Consider the following 15,411-nt stretch of genomic DNA (forward strand, 5'->3'; position numbering starts at 1 on the left):
GAGCGGGCCGCGGCCGAGCGCCGCACCCGCCCCACCCTCGTCGTCCCACCTTCACCGGAGCCAGGCATGCCCCTCCCCACCACCCACGTCAGCTTCCCGGCCGGGGCGGTGACCGGCGAGTCCCCGGTGCTCGCGGTGCACCCGCTGGCCGACGGCCGGTACGCCGTCGTCACCGAGGCGACCCCGTTCCACCCGCTCGACCACACCTGGCCCGACCAGCCGGCCGACCTCGGCACCCTGACCGTGGACGGCACCGAGCTGGCCGTGGTCGACTGCCTGACCGGCGCCGTCGGCCCGGACGGCGGGGAGCTGCTGGTCGGCGCCGACATCCCGGTCCGGCGCGGTGACGAGGAGTGGTCCTGGCTGGTCCTGCACGTCCTCGACAGGAACCCCGGTGACGTCGTCGGCCGTACCGCGGCGCTCGCCGTCGACGCCGAGCGCCGGGGGGCCCTCAGCGCCTCGCACAGCGGCTGCCACCTGCTCGCCCTCGCCCTGAACGCCGCGCTCGCCCCGCGCTGGCGCAAGGACCCGGGCCGCGCGGACGCCTTCGGCAACCCGGACTTCGACAGCCTCGCCATGGCGAGCTCGGTGATGGACACCGAGGCCAGCACGGACACCTACCGGCTCGGCAAGTCGCTGAAGAAGAAGGGCTTCACGGTGGACGCCACCGAGGAGTTCCCGGCCCTCGCCGACGCCCTGCCCGCCCTCACCGAGGCCGTCAACGCCCGGCTCGCCGCCTGGGTCGCCGCCGACGCCCCGGTCCGCATCGAGGTGCCCGGCCCCGAGCTCACCGCCCGCCGCCAGTGGCACTGCGAGCTGCCCGAGGGCGGCGCGCGGATCTTCTGCGGCGGCACCCACCTGCACCACCTCGGCGAGCTGGCCGGGCTGCGCACCGAGCTGCGGCTGTCCGCGGACGGCACCGAGCTGGTCGCCGTCACCAGCCCCAAGCGGGCCTGAGAAACGCCGCGGGCGGCCACCCCGGCTCGGGGTGGCCGCCCGTCGTGCGTGCGCTCCGGAGGTCTCCGTCAGACCTGCGTCCGGTGGAAGTTGAGGTACGAGCGGGACGGCGTCGGGCCGCGCTGGCCCTGGTAGCGCGAGCCGTAGCGCTCCGAGCCGTACGGGTGCTCCGAGGGCGAGGAGAGCCGGAACAGGCACAGCTGCCCGATCTTCATGCCCGGGTACAGCTTGATCGGCAGCGTCGCGACGTTCGACAGCTCCAGGGTCACGTGCCCGCTGAAGCCGGGGTCGATGAAGCCGGCCGTGGAGTGGGTGAGCAGGCCCAGCCGGCCCAGGCTCGACTTGCCCTCCAGCCGGGACGCGACGTCGTCCGGCAGCGTGATGACCTCGTACGTCGAGGCCAGCACGAACTCGCCGGGGTGCAGGATGAACGCCTCGTCGCCGTCCGGCTCGACCAGCCGGGTCAGGTCCGGCTGCTCCTCGGAGGGGTCGATGTGCGGGTACTTGTGGTTCTCGAACACGCGGAAGAAGCGGTCGAGGCGCACGTCGATGCTCGACGGCTGGATCATCGCCGGGTCGAACGGGTCGATGACGACCCGGCCCCGGTCGATTTCGGTACGGATGTCCTTGTCAGAGAGCAGCACGCTTCGAGGTTACGTGCAAGAAAGGGCCCCGGACGAATCAGCCCGGGGCCCACCTGCCCATCCGTCCGCCGTCAGGCCAGGAACTCCGCGGCCTCCAGCCGCATGGCCCGCGCCAGTTGCGGCTCCGACAGCTCCCGCACGTCGGCCAGCACCGAACTCCGCAGCCGTCCACACTGCGGACAGCGGATCAACCTCCCGGGCCCCAGCCGGCCCGGACCGAGGTTCTGCATCGGAAACGTGGTGGTGCTGAACAGGTGCCCCTCGGCACAACGAACGACGGCGCGCTGCTCCATCGATCCCCTTCCCATCCCTAACCCAGTACTCACCCGTACTCGCGTCCCCGGCGGCCGAGCCCCAGGACAGCGTCACATTAGGGGATGTTCCGGACATTCCTCACCATGGCTCGCCGCCCGGCCCCCACCCGCCGGGGCACTCGCACGCGGCCCAAACAGTACGCCCCCGCACCCGCCCCACCCCGCTCCGCCACGTCCACCGCCCCCCTGTGCAACCACCGTCGCAGATGGGGTACAGTGACACTGGATCGAGCGGTCTCTGACGGCTCATCAGGCGGGCGTAGTTTAATGGTAGAACATGAGCTTCCCAAGCTTAGAGCGCGAGTTCGATTCTCGTCGCCCGCTCCAGCAGTAAAGGCCCAGGTCAGGGGCATGATCCCCGACCCGGGCCTTTCGCGTTTCTGGGCTTCCGTGCCCCCTGCGTGTCTCTACGGCTGGTCGGGCGGTGTCGTGCCCCGACCGAGAGCATCGTTGATCGCAGTGTCCATGCCGTCCGCGATCTTCTTGTCGCGCTCGCTGGTCGCGTGCTGGTAGATCAGCGCAGCCCGAACGGAGGCGTGTCCCATGCGAGCCATCAGCTCCTTGAGGCTGGCCCCGGTGGCGGCGGCCAGGTTGTTGCCGGTGTGCCGCAGGTCGTAGAAGCGGAAGCCCGGCATGCCCGCCTTCGCGCGAGCCTTCCGCCAGGTTCGCCCGAAGGTGGTCCGGCGGAACGGGGCACCCTTCTCGCCGACGAACAGCAGACCCTCATCCCCCTTCTCGGCGAACAGCTCCAGGTGCAGCCGGACATCCGGCAGGACGGCGGCCGGGATGGTCACGACGCGCTTTCCCGCTTCGGACTTCGTGTCGCCGAGTGCCCGCCGGCCGGTGTTGAGTTCCGGGGCGGCGAGCCGGACGCGGACCGTTCCGGCCACGAGGTCGATGTCCTTGCGCCGCAGCTCGGCCAGCTCCTCCGGGCGGAGCGTCGTGAAGGCGGCGAGCAGGACCATGGCGCGCCAGCGCAGCCCCACGTACTCGGCCAGCTCGTAGACCTTCTCGATGCTGGCGACCCCGCGTTCCTCGGCCGACTCCTTGCCCGCGCCCTTGATCCGGCACGGGTTCCGGCGGATCAGCTCGTCATCGGTCGCGGTGGCCATCACGGACTTGAGCAGGCGGTATGCCTTCGCGGCCGTGGTGTGCTTGCCGGTGGCCCGGAGTTCGGCCCGCCAGGCGCGGACGAGCGGCGGCGTGATCTCGTCCAGGTCGAGGCTACCGAAAGTCGGCTGGAGGTGTAGCCGCAGCAGCCGGCGGTACAGCTCCAGGGTGGTCGGCATCAGGCCGCGCTCCGTGATCCACGCGTCGGCGTACTTGGCGAAGTTGACCGCTCCGGCGTCCGGGTCGCGCCAGTCCTTCTTGCGGATGCTGGTCTGCATCTCGGCCAACCAGTCGTCCGCGTCGGTCTTGGTCTCGAAGGTCTCGGGCGCCGGCCGAAGGACGCCGGTCGGGTCGAGGTACCGGGCCTGAAAGCGGCCGGACGGAAGCTTGCGGATTCGGCCGAACTGCCGTCGCTTGCTTGCCACTTAGGCCACCGCCCGCAGTCGACGGGACCGGGGCTGAACGGTGTTGGCGGTCACGTACTCGGACAGGGCCGCTTCCGTGATGCGCACGTGACGGCCGACCTTCACGAAGGCGATCCGGCGCTCGGCGACCAGGCGCCGGGGGAACCGCTCCCCGCTGGTCTCCCAGGTGCCAAGACGTTCGGCGACCTCCTTGATCGTCAGCAAGTGGCCCATGCTGATTCCCCCTCTTCTCGCGCGAGTTGTGCGCGCATCTCCTGTCGGTCGGTGGTGTGGCGTTCGTGCAGATCCCGGGCGATCGACGCGGCGATCATGGCTTCACCCGGGGAGTTTCCGGCGCCGGCGAAGGCCCAGTGGGCGACCACCAGCGTCTCGGCGTCGGGCAGGTCGTCCAGGTCCGGGAGGCCGGCGGCGAGGAGACGTTCCCGGAGTTCGGTGCGGGCTTGGTGGGCGCGGTAGTCGGCGCGGACTTGGCGGAGGGCGCCGAGGGTGGTCGAGTAGGTGGGGGACTTGCTGGAGAAGTGGCCCCGGAAGCCGAGCATGTGGGACCAGTGCGCCAGCAGGCGGCCGGGGTAGTGCCGGTCCAGGTCCCAGCAGGCTTCGATCAGGCGCCGGGTATGGGCGGGCAGGTCGTGCCGGTCGAGTTCGTGGCGCTCCAGAATGCGGCGGTCCACGGTCTCGGTCGTTTCGGCGGACTTGGTGGCGTACTTGGCGATGTAGGAGGCGACGGCTTGCTCCGTGATCTCCCCACCGGCGAAGGCCCCGATCGGCCGCACGTCCACCTGGGTGCCCCATTCCAGGACGCGGGCGGGTTGGTCGCCCCCGGCGGCGACGGGGACACCGGCACGGCGGGCGGCGGCCCGGATAGCGGCGTCCAGCAGGGCGACGGTTGCCCAGGCGGGCGGGGGCGTGTCGGGCCCGCCGGGGCCGTCGATGCGGATCACGGCGTGGAAGTGGACGGCGCCCCGGCGCTGGTACTCGGCGACCTTGCCGAAAGAGATCTTCGCCTGCTCCTTGAACTCGTACTGGTACAGGCTGGCCATCTTTGCCATGGTCCGGAACAGGTAGATGGTGAAGCGGCGCCACAGGTCGGGGGCGTGGTTGTTCCACAGCACCGCGTGCCCGTACTCGTACTTCTCCGAGTCCAGCGGCGTGCCGAGCAGCGGAGAGCCGGCGGGGTGGGCGTGGCCGCAGCGGCAGGTGCCCTTGTCGGGCCGGTTGTGGACGGGGCCGAAGCTGGGTGCGGTGAGGGTGGCGAAGACCCGGGGGTGGGAGCGGACCGTCGCCGGGACGCCCTTGGTGGTGTCGCCGGCGAGGCCTGCGCGGATCAGGTGGAAGGTGTCCGCCGAGTACGTCCGGGCGCAAGAGGGGCAGCGGGAGGCCCGGCGGTTACCGCAGGCGACCTTGAGGCGTCCGCCGGGTTCGTGGTCGGTCGAGTAGCGGTGCCAGACGGCGCCGGTCGGGGCATGGGTGAGGGTGCGGAAGCCCTTGAGGTGCATCGGGTTCGAGCACCCGCCGGTGCGGCGGATCTGGTCGGCGAGTCGGGGGAGGTCTCCCCTGGACGCCAGGCGGACGAGGTCGGGAATGGCCAGGCGGTCACGCTCAGGGCGGATGGTCGGCATCATGCGGCCACCGCCAGACGGGCGGGCTCCAGGACCGAGCGGAGAGCCGCTGCGGCGAGGCCGGGCGGGACGGCGTTGCCGATCTGCTCGAACTGCTTGGTGCGTGATCCGGTCCACGGATAGTCGACGGCGAAGTCCTGTAGGACGGAGGCTTCGGGAACGCTAAGCCGCCGGACCGGGGTGCCGTTGTCGTCCAGCCAGGACACGTCCTTCATGGAGTGGCCGAAGAGGAGCGTCGGCGCGGGCGCGTCGGCGGGACGACGGGTGGCGGAGGGGCGGTTTCCGACTCGGAGCGTCCAGGAACGGGACCGTCCGGTCAGGGCCCAGGCGGGGCCAGAGGTGGTGAAGCGGTTGCCGCCGCTGTGGTGCTCGCCGCGGGTGACGACATCGCCGGCAGGGATGCTGAGGGCGTCGGCCATGGCAACCCACGCGGCGCGGCCGGGACCGAACAGGCTCTCCGGTTGAGCTGCGGCGGCGTGGGTGGGGTCGGGCGGAGAGATCGGACGTGCCGCGGAAGCCAGTAGAAAGGCCCGGCGGCGGGTCTGTGGAATGCCGTAATCGGCAGCGTTGAGGATGCCGACCCAGGCCGAATAGCCGATGCCGCGCAGGATTCGCGCGATGTGGCCGAAGAGGGGTTCCACCGCGGGGACTTCCTCCAGGGCGATCCAGGCGGGTCGGACGTCGAGGGCGTACCGCAGGGGTTCGACGGCCAGGAGCGAGCGCGGGTCGGCACAGGCCGTGCGAAGCAGGGTGCGCGTGTCGCGTCCGGCGGCGAGGTCGTCAAGGGCCTGGTGGCAGAGCGCTATGTCGTCGGTTCCGGCGCGGAGTCCGGCGGCGCTGAAGGTCTGGCAAGGCGGGGAAGCGATCAGGCCGGAGACTTTTCCGACGAGCGGGGTGGTCGGGTAGGCGGCGACGTCGGTGCGGATGGTGTGGTGGCCGGCGGCGGCCCGGGTGGCACAGGCAGCGGCGTCGATCTCCAGGCCGATGTCGGAGTGGCCGAGGCGGCGCAGTCCCTCGGACCAGCCGCCGGGGCCGGCGAACAGGTCGATGATGTGGCGGTGCAAGGCGGTTCCTCCCCTCAGGGAAGGCCCCGGGACGGACCAGCGGCACCAGTCCCGGGGCCGGGCTGGTCAGGACTGGTCGGCGGGCTTCTGGTGGCGGTCGGTCCACTCCTCGGCGCACACCTTGTGGACGGGCTTGCCACGGTCGGAGCGCAGGTTGGTGGGCTTGTCGCAGATGCCGCAGGGGGCGGGCTTCGGGTCCCAGTGCTTGGAGTCGCGCCAGTCGAGGAGGGCCATCGGTCAGGCCACCTGGGTGGTGGTGACCAGCGGGCGGGCGATGGTGCCGGCGCCGTAGCAGGTCGGGCAGTTGACCGGGACGGTGGCGCGGGAGCCGTCGCGCAGGCGGACGCCGGTGGCGATGGCGACGGCGGCGAAGCCGGAGCAGTTCGGGCAGATCCGGTTCGGGGCGTGGTTGTGCTGCGGCATGATGGAGCTCTCCTTCGTGGGCTTCGGTTCGGGAAGGGGTTGCGGCCTCGGGGCGGCGGGATGCTTGGCGGCGTGTTGCCGCCCCGAGGTCGGTCTTCGAATCAGCGGCGGCGGGTCGTGCGGCCGTCGCGCTTGTGCGCGTACATGTCCCGGTCGGCGGAGGCGAGCGCGTCTGTGAGCGAGACGACCGGCAGCTCGACGACGGGGCAGATGCCCACCGAGGCGGAGGCCGGAAGCATGGAGCCGGCGTACGGGACCGGCTGGTTGAGGGCCGCGCGCAGTTCGGGCAGACGCGACGGGGCGTCCAGGACGACGGCGGCGAACTCGTCTCCACCGAGGCGGGCAGCAACGCCGGGACGGCCGCACCAGGCGGACAACCGGGCGGCGGTGGCGGTGATGACCGCGTCGCCGGCGGCGTGGCCGTAGGTGTCGTTGGTGGCCTTGAAGTCGTCCAGGTCGATCAGCAGCACCGAGGCGCGGTCCGGGTGGCGCTGGGTCAGCCGGTGGGCGCGGGCGGTGAAGCCGTCGCGGGTGTGGAGCCCGGTGAGCGGGTCGCGGCGGGCGGTGGCGAGGCGCCGGCTCAGCCAGGTGCCGTGGGTGGTCCATCCGATCAGTGGGACAGCGGCAGCAAAGGCCGTGGGCAGATCCATCTGCGGTCCTTCGTGATGGGCGGGGGTGGTTGGGGGTTGCGATCTCCGGGGCGGCGGGATGCTGGCGGCGTGTTGGCCGTCCCCGGGGAGGTCAGAGGCCGAGGCGCTGGGCGCGGGCGGCGGCGCGGTCGAGCAGCTGGTGGATGTCGGTCCGGCGGGTGGTGGGGCGGTCGTTGTACTCGTCCGGGGAGTTCACGGGGCGGCCGGTGGCGTGCAGGATCTCCATGAGCTGGACCCGGGCGGTGGTGACGGTGGCCGGGGTGCCGTAGCCGTGGGCGAGGACGGCGGCCTGGGCGCCGAGGAGGCAGACGCGGCCGGCGGAGTCCCACATGGCGCCCTGGAGCCAGCCGAAGGCGTTGATGTAGCAGGAGGTGAGCCGGAGGTGGCTGGCGGCGCTCACCGGGACCGGGCGGGCCGGGCGGTGGGTGATCCGGTCGAGGAGCGTGAGCCGGGGCACCGGGTAGCCGACGTTCCAGGGCTGAATGGTGGAGCCGAGCGGGGAGACGTACGGGACCGCGATGCGGGACGGGGCGGGCAGGGAGGCAAGGTACGCCTCGATTTCGGCGACGAGCCCGGAGCCGTCCACGGTGACCAGAGGCGGCAAGGAGGTGATGGTCTTCACGGTCAACTCTCCTTTCTGGGGTTCTACTTGGTGGTGGTCTTGTTGATGACGTTCACGCCGTCATGGGTCGTGTTGTCGATCAGCGGAGCGGCGGAGGTGTCGGCGAGGTAGAAGCCGAGGAGGACGAGCGCGGCGACGGCCCACCAGCGCAGGCGGAGGTTCCGGACGATGAACCAGGCGGCGATCGTGAGGACGACGATGAGCGGCAGGTGGATGTTCACCAGGTGAGCCCTTCAGACGAGTTCGGCGGCGAGCGCCGAGGCGAGCGGGTCTTGAACCCCGAGGCGGGCGCGGAGTGTGGCGGCGTCGATCGGGTTGCCGGTGCGGTTGCGGTGGTCGTCGGCGACCTTGCGGGCGTGGTCGAGGAGGAAGGCCGGGACCGTGGGAGCGGGGGCCGGGGCGGAGGCCGTGACCGGCATGGGCACCGGCGCCGGAGCGGGCTCGGGAGCGGGTTCGATCGCCGGGACAGCCATGGGCGGCTCGACGGGCGTCGGCTCGACATCCGGCTCGGTGATCGGTTCGGCGGCCGGGACGTACAGCGGCGGCGCGTCGTCGGTCTCGGCGTCGTCCGGTTCGGGCTCGACCGCGGGGGTTTCCTCGGACGACGCGGTGGCGGAGTGGGCCAGCAGGGTGCCGCCGAGGAAGGCGGCGGCGGGCCAGCCGGCGACCAGGACGCGTAGCCAGGCCGGGGCGTTGGCGAGGTCGAGGAGGCCGGCGGTGCCGACGTTGGCGCCGAGCGACGCGGCCAGGGCGATGACGAACCAGCACCAGGCGAGCCGACGGGCCGTTCCGGTGCGCATCCGGCGCCAGGCGGCGACGAGCAGCAGGTCGACGGAGACCGGGTAGGCCCAGGACTTCCATCCGGCCTGTCCGGCGGCTTCGGCGAGGTCGTGCAGGTGGGCGAACGAGAGTGCGGCGGCGATCACCGCCTGCGCGAGTACGGCGTCCAGCTTGGGGAGTCGGCGCATGGCGGGCTCCGTCAGAGCTGGTTCTTGTCGAGGGAGAAGAAGAGGACGACGCCGCCCGCCAACTCCGGCTGCTGGCGCGTCAGCATGCGGATCGCCTTCTCGTAGATGTCCGCGCGGGTCATCTGCGGCGTCGGCTTGATCGTGTTGGCGAAGGTTCCGATGGCGGACATGCCGCGCACGGTCTGCTGCATCGTGAGGACGCAGAAGTAGGTGTCCTGCTGCATTGCTGACTCCAGGGGATCGCGGGCCGGGCGGTGGTCGTTCAGCCGCCCGGCCCGATGAGCTGGCGCTACTTGGCGGTCTTCCGGCGACGCGTCACGGTGAGGTCGAGGTGGCGCCGGCCGGAGTTCTCGGCGGGACACTCCTTGACGTCGTGCACGTGCCACGTCCGGCAGAGGTCGGCGACGACGAACGGAACGTCGTTGATGTCGCAGGTCACGCGGATCTCGATCACAGCGACGCCTCCAGAGCGGTGCCGGTGCCGAGGCAGTCCAGGCATGTGGCCTCCTGCTCAGCGATCCGGCGGCGTCGGGCGCCCCGTCCGGCGTAGACGGTCTCGGTGATCTGGCCGGTGCCCTTGCAGGGCTGGCACGCCGCGGGCTTCGGCGGCGCGGTGTGTCCGCGGGCGGCCACCGGGATCACCGGCGGTTGCGCTGAGCGCGGTCGGCGGCGGCGCGGGCCTCACGGGCGATCTGGGCGGCGTCGCGGTCGTTCGGGTTGGCTGCGGCGATGCGCTCCAGCAGGTCCGCCTTCTCGGCGAGCAGCGGGCCGTTGTCGTCGTTGTCGCGGGTGGCCTTGAGGTGGCCGAGGAAGGCGCCGATCTCGGCAATGGACGGTTTGCGGGGCACGGGTGGATCTCCTTCTGAGCGAGGCATGGCGGGGGTAGGGACTTGGCGCGAAGAGGCCGCGCCGGCCGTTGGGGGGAGGGAGGTGCCGCTACTTGCCCAGCGAGATCGGCGCCGGGTTCGGCGGCATCGAGGGCATCGGCGGGATGGTCACCGGGCTGACAACCGGCGGACGGAAGGCCGCCAGGCGGACCAGGGTGGGCGCCAGGTGCGCGAACTCGGCACAGCGCTCAGCGACTTCGGTGAGCGAGCGGTACGGGGTGCGGATCTCGGACCACTGACCGGAGGTGTCGCCGGCGACGGCCATGCCGGGCATGTCGGGGCTGATCCTGGTGGACGCGGCGACGGCGGCGTCGGAGATGTCCCCGAGGCCCATCTTCGCGGTCTCCAGGTCGTTGACCCGGTGGACGGTGCGGCTGGTGAGCTGGGAGCGGAGGAGAGTCGCGCCCTTGCCCAGCTCCGAGCCGAACCGCTGGCCGGCGATCTCCAGGAAGATGCCGGCGGCGCGGGCGAGTTGGGCGAGCCGGATGAGTGCGGTGACGATCTGGTTCCGGCGCTCCTCATCTGCCTTGCTGGCCGACAGGAACAGCTCCGCGATCTCGTCCACCAGCACGACGATCGGCACCGGACGGATCTTCGCCGGCAGGCCCCAGATATCGGCGGTCAGGTCCTCGGCCGCCACCGATCCAGGGACTCCCTGGTGGTCACGGATGAGGTCGTACCGGTCGTCCATCTCGACCAGCAGCGCGAGCAGCAGCCCGAGCGCCTCCCCCTGGTCGGTGGCCAGTGCGGATAACCGCGGGGCGAAGGGGCGCTGTTCGACGCCGCGCTTGCAGTCGATGCCAACCAGGGCGACCGGCTGCGGGGCGAGTCCGTGGACCAGATTGCGGGTGAACATCGACTTGCCGGATTGGTTGGCACCGAGGTTCAGCCCGTTCGGGGCCTGTCGGAAGTCCCGGTGGTGCACGGTGCCATCGGCCCGCAGCGCGACTGGAATCCGCAGCATCTCATGGGACTTGGCCGAGGCCCGACGCGGCATGCGCACGTTTCGCAGCACATCGAAGCCGACGATCCGCAGGTCCACCACGCCGGGCTTGACCTCGGAGACGTGCACCGCGTGGACCTCCCAGGCGTGCCGAAGGCGTTCAGCCGCGTCGACCAGGTCCGTCGTCTGCTGACCGCGGGCGAGCCGAAGCCGGAGGCGCAGACCAGTCGAACCCAACTGCATGCCACGGATCTTGGGCATCGCGGGCTTGGTCGGCTTGTTGCTGGCGGACGAAGCCATGGCGCGCCAGAACGAGGGTTCCACAGTCAGCCCGCAGGCTTCCATGACGTTCTCGTAGTCGCGCCGGATGCGGTGGACGGTCAGCGGCAGGCCCACGGTCGCCCAGTAGGTCCGGGGCATCTTGGCCTTGGCGTAGAGCGCTCCGGCGCCGACAGCGGCGGCGGGGACGCTCAGCTCCAGGAGCGCGGGCATCAAGGTGTTCACGGCGATCAGGCGTTCGCGCCGGCGAGGACCGGGGCGGCGACCGTCACGGCGTCGGCTCGGAAGGCGATGCCCGAGCGCTTCTGACCGTTGAACTCGTTTTCCCACGGCCGGGCGATCAGCCGGGTAAGGGAAACCAGCATGCCCGGCGCCAACCCCTCGGGGATGCCCGGCTGCGGCACGGTCAGGGACAGGATGTCGGCCTCGCCGTTGGCGACGAAGGTGACGTCCAGGGTGACCAGCGGCGCGCCGGTCTCGGCGTCCATGGCCATCTCGCCGGTCTGGCGGTTCTTGAGTTTCGGGCGGGGCGCCTGGGCGACCATCACCAGCGCGGCGGTCGTGTCGACGGGGATGAAGCGCATGAGCTGGGCTCCTTCGTCTGGCACCGAGGGAATGTCGTCGTCCTCGGAGCAGCCTCACCACGGCAGATGCCGGGCGTCATCAGCACCTCATGAGATCTTGTCTTCAAGTCCTCATTAGGAGTTGCTGTGATGAAGACTATGACGGCTCCTCAGCTAGTCGTCAACACCTCTTTAGGACTTAGGATGGGCATGAGACCACGACAGGACGGTGACCAGCACCATGGCCAACCAGTACGAGCGGATCGCAGCCGACATCCGGCACCAGATCGAGACCGGCGAGCTGGCCCCGGGTGACCGGCTACCGGCGGAAACGGCCCTCGCCGGTCAGTACCGGGTGAGCGTTCCGACCGTCCGGCAGGGCGTTGGGATGCTCGCAACTGAGGGCCTGGTTGAGAAGCAGCACGGCCGGGGCACGTTCGTCCGCCGGCAGCCCACTCCGGTCAAGCGGGACAACCTCCGCCACCAGTGGGAGAAGGACCGTGCGCGCCAGTCCGAATCGGAGCGGCAGAAGACCGGAGCCACCGAGCACGACACCGGTCTCACGGTGAACGACCTCGTGTTCGCAGCCAAGTACCAGCAGATCCCGGCGAACGCCGATCTTGCCGCCGCGTTTGCAGTGTCCGAGGGGACCATGCTGCTGGAGCGCACCTATCGCACTCGGTACAGCGAGGAGCGGGCGCCGTTCAATGTGTCTCGGTCCTACCTGCTGCTGGATCTGATCTCCGGGAACCCGGATCTCCTTCGCGAAGACCAGGAGCCGTGGCCGGGCGGGACGCAGAACCAGCTATTCACCGTAGGCATCGAGCTGGATCGTGTCGTGGAATCCTTCCAGGCCCGGCCGCCGACGCCGGAGGAAACGGAAGAACTCGGTCTGCCCGCGGGTGTGTCGGTGATCGTTCTCCGTAAGACTTGCATTGACACGACGGACCGCGTGGTGGAGATCGCCGACGTAGTACTCCCCGGTGACCGCACTGAGATGGTCTACACGACCCAGTTGAAAAGGTGGTGAGCATGACCAATCTCGTTACCGTGATCACGGCCGTCCACGGGCCGAGCGCGGAGTACCTGGCGGACGCCTACAAGTCGCTCCTCGACCAGGACCTTCCCAACGGATGGGACTGGCAGTGGGTGATCCAGCAGGACGGCGAGACGGACGACGTGGCCCCGTACGTCCCGGACGACGCCCGGATCAGCTTCGGCCAGGGTCGACACGGGCGAGCGGGCATGGCGCGGACCATGGGGCTCTCGCGTGCAGCCGGGGAGTTCGTGAAGGTGCTCGACGCGGATGACCAGCTCCCTGCGGGCACGCTGGCCCGAGACCTTGCCGTCCTCACCAACCGGCCGGACGTGGCGTGGACGACTTCGCGCGTGCTCGACCTTCTTCCCGACGGTAGCACCGTCGGCTTTGACCAGGACCCGCCGGCCGGGCCGATCGAGCGGGGCGAGGTACTGGCCCACTGGAAGGCCCATGACTTCCGAGCCCAGGTGCACCCGGCGACGCTATGCGTCCGGCGGGATCTGCTGCTCGCGCTCGGCGGGTGGATGGCGCTTCCGGCTTCCGAGGACACCGGGCTGTTGATGTCGCTCAACGCGGTCAGCCGCGGGTGGTTCATCGAGGAGACCGGTCTCCTGTACCGCAAGTGGCCTGGACAGAGCACCCACCAGGCCGCACACAGCCAGGAGGCCGAACGCGCCGCCCGCATGTCGGTCATCCAGGCCCGAGCGGAGTCGATGCTGGCACTGGAGAACTGGCGCCTCGACGCCGGCTGAGCAAGACCGATCGAGAACGGCCCCGGCAGCGCCAGCGTCGGGGCCGCTTCGCTGCCCGATTCAGGTCCGGTCGGCGGCCTCATCCACGTTCCGGGCACCGGGCAGCAGGAGCCCGCGGGCAGTGTGCTGTGCTCCCTCGAAGCGACCTCGGACGCCGAGATCTGCGCGGGCAGCTTCGTGGAACCGATTGATTGCCTTGAACGCCTCAATGTGCAGCGCCCGCCAATCCGCGAGTGTCCCGTTGACCAGGCCGCGTGCCTGCCAGCCGATCGCGGCGAGGTTCTCCTGAATGGCGTGGGCTGCCTCGATCACCTCATCCCCGGCAAGCAGCATGATCCGCTCGAACGCCATTGCCTGGGCGCCGCCAGACTCGGTCAGCTCCATCGACAACTCGTGCTCTGTGCGCGGCATTTGCCTAATCTCCTCACGCACCTCGTACAGGAGCACCGCAATGTGGATCGAGGTCCGGACCCGTCCGACATAGTCGGCGTACGCGTCGAGCTTCTTCTCATCCCAGCGAAGCCGCAGGCCGTCCTTGCGCTTGCTCCGCTCCATCAGGTGGTTCGTCACGTAGGTAGTCAGCCCACCAAGCACTACGGCGGCGATGGTCACAAGCTGGGTGATCGTATCCATGGCCCCCATGCCGAGGATGTGAACAGCAGTCAGATCCGAACCTGCCGATGATAGGGGGTCGATGAGCGCGGAGGCAGATGGCGGAGGGACGTGAGAAGGCGCGTACCTGTTCCGGGCGGGCGGTTGGTGGGATGGGGATGGGTAGCTGGGGAGTTGGGGTGATGGGGTGGGGTGGGAAGGTGACTGTTACGAGTTTCGCTACTGGTTCAAGGGCGCGCACAGCGCGCCAGCGCGCGGCCCTGCCGCTCGCCGTCGCTCCTGTCTGCGCCCCGCTTCGGCGGCGGCCGGCCGCGCACGTCGAGCGTGCGGCCGGGGATGCCGATGTGAGAGAGCCCGCCGGACGGACAGCGCGGGTCAAAGCATGAGGCTCCGCCGGGCCCTCCTCGGAGGGGACCGGGGGCAGGCGCACGGGTGCGGCTTCGACGTGGTGATCGTGGGCGGGTCGCGGGAGGCCCCCACCTCGACCGGTCACCCAAGGGCGTACCCGGAACCTCCTGGGGCCGCCAAGGCCAAGCGCACGCGTCACAGGGTGAGCCTTGGCGGCCCCAGGAGAACCCGGGTACGGCGAAGCTGCCCGATCGAGGAGGGGACCACCCGCTCAGCCCGAGCCATGGCCGGCGGCCAAAACCGTTCCATCGCTCGTGGGTTAGCCCTTACGGTCTATCGTGTGCAGTTCCTCAGGACGATACCGAAGGAATTGCCGTGTACGTCGAAAACTCGTTGGTCTCTGTCGCCCTTGCCGCTCACGTGTCCGAGCTGCCGCAGCAGGTGTGGACGCTTCGGATCTACGAGGCTGATGTCGATGGCAGCGTCATCGAGCAGGAGCTGTTGAAGGTTGCCACGCTGGACGGGCAGCTTCAGTACCCGGTCTCCAAGAGCTTCAAGGCGACTGAGCGCCGGACCGACTGGGGCGCTTCATCGAGCTTCGGTGAGTACGCCTTGGTGGTTTCGCAGGGCATTCTCAGCAATGGTGGTTGGGCCGTCATCTCAGGCGTGGTGTTCCTTGTCTTCAACCGGATCAAGAAGCAGACCGGGGACCACGGTCCGATGACGGCTGTCGACCTCGAACGCGCCACCGATCTGATCCGCGCGGACATTGAGCGCGTCTACTCCCAGGCCGCTGACTCGTTGGCGGTCGTTGCTACGGCGTACGACCGAGCGACTGGTGTCTACGAGATCTCCTTCAGTAGCGCGGCCGGCCACGAGTACGGCGGAACTGTCGGAGAGGTCGAGGGGGCGCCGACGAGCACGCGGATCTGGTTCAAGTCAGACACCAACCAGCCGAGCAACTGACGCCACCGATCCAGTGCCGCTGGGCGCGCGCACCCAGGCTCAAACCGCCTTGCCGTGTCCCTTCCGTGTCTCAAGGGGCGGTGTTGCGCGGTAAATCACGGTCATTAGCGGTACCGCCTCCATCGGCGTTGAGCCGGTCACAGGTGGCATCGGTACAGGTCAGAGCCTGTGTGTGGCTGATAGGTTGACGAGATTCCCAAGCTTAGAGCGCGAGTTCGATTCTCGT

General features: G+C 70.0%; 23 protein-coding genes and 1 tRNA gene. 5 read left to right on the top strand and 19 right to left on the bottom strand.

Going from position 1 to position 15,411, the window contains the following annotated elements; all coding sequences use genetic code 11:
• Positions 1-66: 66 nt before the first annotated feature.
• Positions 67-957 (top strand): alanyl-tRNA editing protein, encoded by an 891-nt coding sequence (locus ACZ55U_RS02615; RefSeq protein ID WP_465521600.1) that lies wholly within the window; start codon positions 67-69, stop codon positions 955-957.
• Between the two features lie 68 nt (positions 958-1,025).
• Here ACZ55U_RS02615 and dcd read toward each other — a convergent pair whose 3' ends face one another.
• Together dcd and ACZ55U_RS02625 are read right to left on the bottom strand one after the other, a co-directional pair.
• Entirely contained in the window at positions 1,026-1,601 is a 576-nt protein-coding gene (gene dcd, locus ACZ55U_RS02620; protein WP_465521602.1) for a dCTP deaminase, read from the bottom strand.
• A gap of 71 nt (positions 1,602-1,672) precedes the next feature.
• The gene (locus ACZ55U_RS02625; protein ID WP_174315667.1) at positions 1,673-1,894 is read right to left on the bottom strand and encodes a hypothetical protein; all 222 of its coding nucleotides are present in this window, start codon (positions 1,892-1,894) and stop codon (positions 1,673-1,675) included.
• 274 nt (positions 1,895-2,168) lie between these two features.
• Here ACZ55U_RS02625 and ACZ55U_RS02630 point away from each other — a divergent pair.
• A tRNA-Gly gene (locus ACZ55U_RS02630) sits at positions 2,169-2,242 on the top strand.
• A gap of 80 nt (positions 2,243-2,322) precedes the next feature.
• On the opposite strand, the gene ACZ55U_RS02635 is transcribed toward ACZ55U_RS02630, so the two are convergent.
• From ACZ55U_RS02635 to ACZ55U_RS02710, 16 genes are all read right to left on the bottom strand, one after another.
• Positions 2,323-3,450: a tyrosine-type recombinase/integrase gene (locus ACZ55U_RS02635; protein ID WP_465521604.1), complete on the bottom strand. Its 1,128-nt coding sequence runs from the start codon at positions 3,448-3,450 to the stop codon at positions 2,323-2,325.
• Complete coding sequence (locus ACZ55U_RS02640) at positions 3,451-3,663, bottom strand: excisionase family DNA-binding protein (protein WP_465521606.1); 213 nt, start codon at positions 3,661-3,663, stop codon at positions 3,451-3,453.
• Positions 3,648-5,072, bottom strand: coding sequence for a replication initiator (locus ACZ55U_RS02645; RefSeq protein WP_465521608.1), 1,425 nt, complete (start codon positions 5,070-5,072; stop codon positions 3,648-3,650). The genes ACZ55U_RS02640 and ACZ55U_RS02645 overlap by 16 nt, the downstream gene beginning before the upstream one ends.
• Complete coding sequence (locus ACZ55U_RS02650) at positions 5,069-6,133, bottom strand: DNA cytosine methyltransferase (protein WP_465521610.1); 1,065 nt, start codon at positions 6,131-6,133, stop codon at positions 5,069-5,071. Before ACZ55U_RS02650 ends, ACZ55U_RS02645 begins: the two co-directional genes overlap by 4 nt.
• A 66-nt stretch (positions 6,134-6,199) precedes the next feature.
• On the bottom strand, positions 6,200-6,367 hold the full coding sequence (locus ACZ55U_RS02655; protein ID WP_465521612.1) for a hypothetical protein: 168 nt from the start codon (positions 6,365-6,367) through the stop codon (positions 6,200-6,202).
• Positions 6,368-6,370: 3 nt separating this feature from the next.
• Positions 6,371-6,556 carry a hypothetical protein gene (locus ACZ55U_RS02660; RefSeq protein ID WP_465521614.1) on the bottom strand — a complete coding sequence of 62 codons (186 nt, stop codon included), beginning with the start codon at positions 6,554-6,556 and terminating at the stop codon, positions 6,371-6,373.
• A gap of 101 nt (positions 6,557-6,657) precedes the next feature.
• Positions 6,658-7,206, bottom strand: coding sequence for a GGDEF domain-containing protein (locus ACZ55U_RS02665; RefSeq protein ID WP_465521616.1), 549 nt, complete (start codon positions 7,204-7,206; stop codon positions 6,658-6,660).
• Positions 7,207-7,297: 91 nt separating this feature from the next.
• Positions 7,298-7,828 (bottom strand): DUF6197 family protein, encoded by a 531-nt coding sequence (locus ACZ55U_RS02670; protein WP_465521618.1) that lies wholly within the window; start codon positions 7,826-7,828, stop codon positions 7,298-7,300.
• Between the two features lie 23 nt (positions 7,829-7,851).
• Positions 7,852-8,049, bottom strand: coding sequence for a hypothetical protein (locus ACZ55U_RS02675; RefSeq protein ID WP_465521620.1), 198 nt, complete (start codon positions 8,047-8,049; stop codon positions 7,852-7,854).
• A 12-nt stretch (positions 8,050-8,061) separates the two neighbouring features.
• The gene (locus ACZ55U_RS02680; protein WP_465521622.1) at positions 8,062-8,796 is read right to left on the bottom strand and encodes a DUF2637 domain-containing protein; all 735 of its coding nucleotides are present in this window, start codon (positions 8,794-8,796) and stop codon (positions 8,062-8,064) included.
• Between the two features lie 11 nt (positions 8,797-8,807).
• On the bottom strand, positions 8,808-9,020 hold the full coding sequence (locus ACZ55U_RS02685) for a hypothetical protein (protein WP_465521624.1): 213 nt from the start codon (positions 9,018-9,020) through the stop codon (positions 8,808-8,810).
• Between the two features lie 65 nt (positions 9,021-9,085).
• Positions 9,086-9,250 carry a hypothetical protein gene (locus tag ACZ55U_RS02690; protein ID WP_465521626.1) on the bottom strand — a complete coding sequence of 55 codons (165 nt, stop codon included), beginning with the start codon at positions 9,248-9,250 and terminating at the stop codon, positions 9,086-9,088.
• The gene (locus ACZ55U_RS02695) at positions 9,247-9,429 is read right to left on the bottom strand and encodes a hypothetical protein (protein WP_465521628.1); all 183 of its coding nucleotides are present in this window, start codon (positions 9,427-9,429) and stop codon (positions 9,247-9,249) included. Before ACZ55U_RS02695 ends, ACZ55U_RS02690 begins: the two co-directional genes overlap by 4 nt.
• 5 nt (positions 9,430-9,434) lie before the next feature.
• Positions 9,435-9,644 (bottom strand): hypothetical protein, encoded by a 210-nt coding sequence (locus tag ACZ55U_RS02700; RefSeq protein WP_465521630.1) that lies wholly within the window; start codon positions 9,642-9,644, stop codon positions 9,435-9,437.
• 88 nt (positions 9,645-9,732) lie between these two features.
• Positions 9,733-11,118 carry an FtsK/SpoIIIE domain-containing protein gene (locus ACZ55U_RS02705; protein ID WP_465521768.1) on the bottom strand — a complete coding sequence of 462 codons (1,386 nt, stop codon included), beginning with the start codon at positions 11,116-11,118 and terminating at the stop codon, positions 9,733-9,735.
• 17 nt (positions 11,119-11,135) lie between these two features.
• Positions 11,136-11,489, bottom strand: coding sequence for an SCO3933 family regulatory protein (locus tag ACZ55U_RS02710; RefSeq protein WP_465521632.1), 354 nt, complete (start codon positions 11,487-11,489; stop codon positions 11,136-11,138).
• A gap of 220 nt (positions 11,490-11,709) precedes the next feature.
• On the opposite strand from ACZ55U_RS02710, the gene ACZ55U_RS02715 reads away from it, so the two are divergent.
• Together ACZ55U_RS02715 and ACZ55U_RS02720 are read left to right on the top strand one after the other, a co-directional pair.
• The gene (locus ACZ55U_RS02715) at positions 11,710-12,498 is read left to right on the top strand and encodes a GntR family transcriptional regulator (protein WP_465521770.1); all 789 of its coding nucleotides are present in this window, start codon (positions 11,710-11,712) and stop codon (positions 12,496-12,498) included.
• A 2-nt stretch (positions 12,499-12,500) separates the two neighbouring features.
• Complete coding sequence (locus ACZ55U_RS02720) at positions 12,501-13,259, top strand: glycosyltransferase family 2 protein (RefSeq protein WP_465521634.1); 759 nt, start codon at positions 12,501-12,503, stop codon at positions 13,257-13,259.
• 60 nt (positions 13,260-13,319) lie between these two features.
• Here ACZ55U_RS02720 and ACZ55U_RS02725 read toward each other — a convergent pair whose 3' ends face one another.
• Positions 13,320-13,892 carry a hypothetical protein gene (locus ACZ55U_RS02725; protein WP_465521636.1) on the bottom strand — a complete coding sequence of 191 codons (573 nt, stop codon included), beginning with the start codon at positions 13,890-13,892 and terminating at the stop codon, positions 13,320-13,322.
• A 702-nt stretch (positions 13,893-14,594) separates the two neighbouring features.
• Between ACZ55U_RS02725 and ACZ55U_RS02730 the strand changes: the two genes are divergently transcribed.
• A complete protein-coding gene (locus ACZ55U_RS02730) occupies positions 14,595-15,185 on the top strand; it encodes a hypothetical protein (RefSeq protein ID WP_465521638.1) in 591 nt (196 codons plus the stop codon).
• Positions 15,186-15,411: the final 226 nt, after the last annotated feature.

The organism is Kitasatospora sp. NPDC034533, assembly GCF_055575155.1.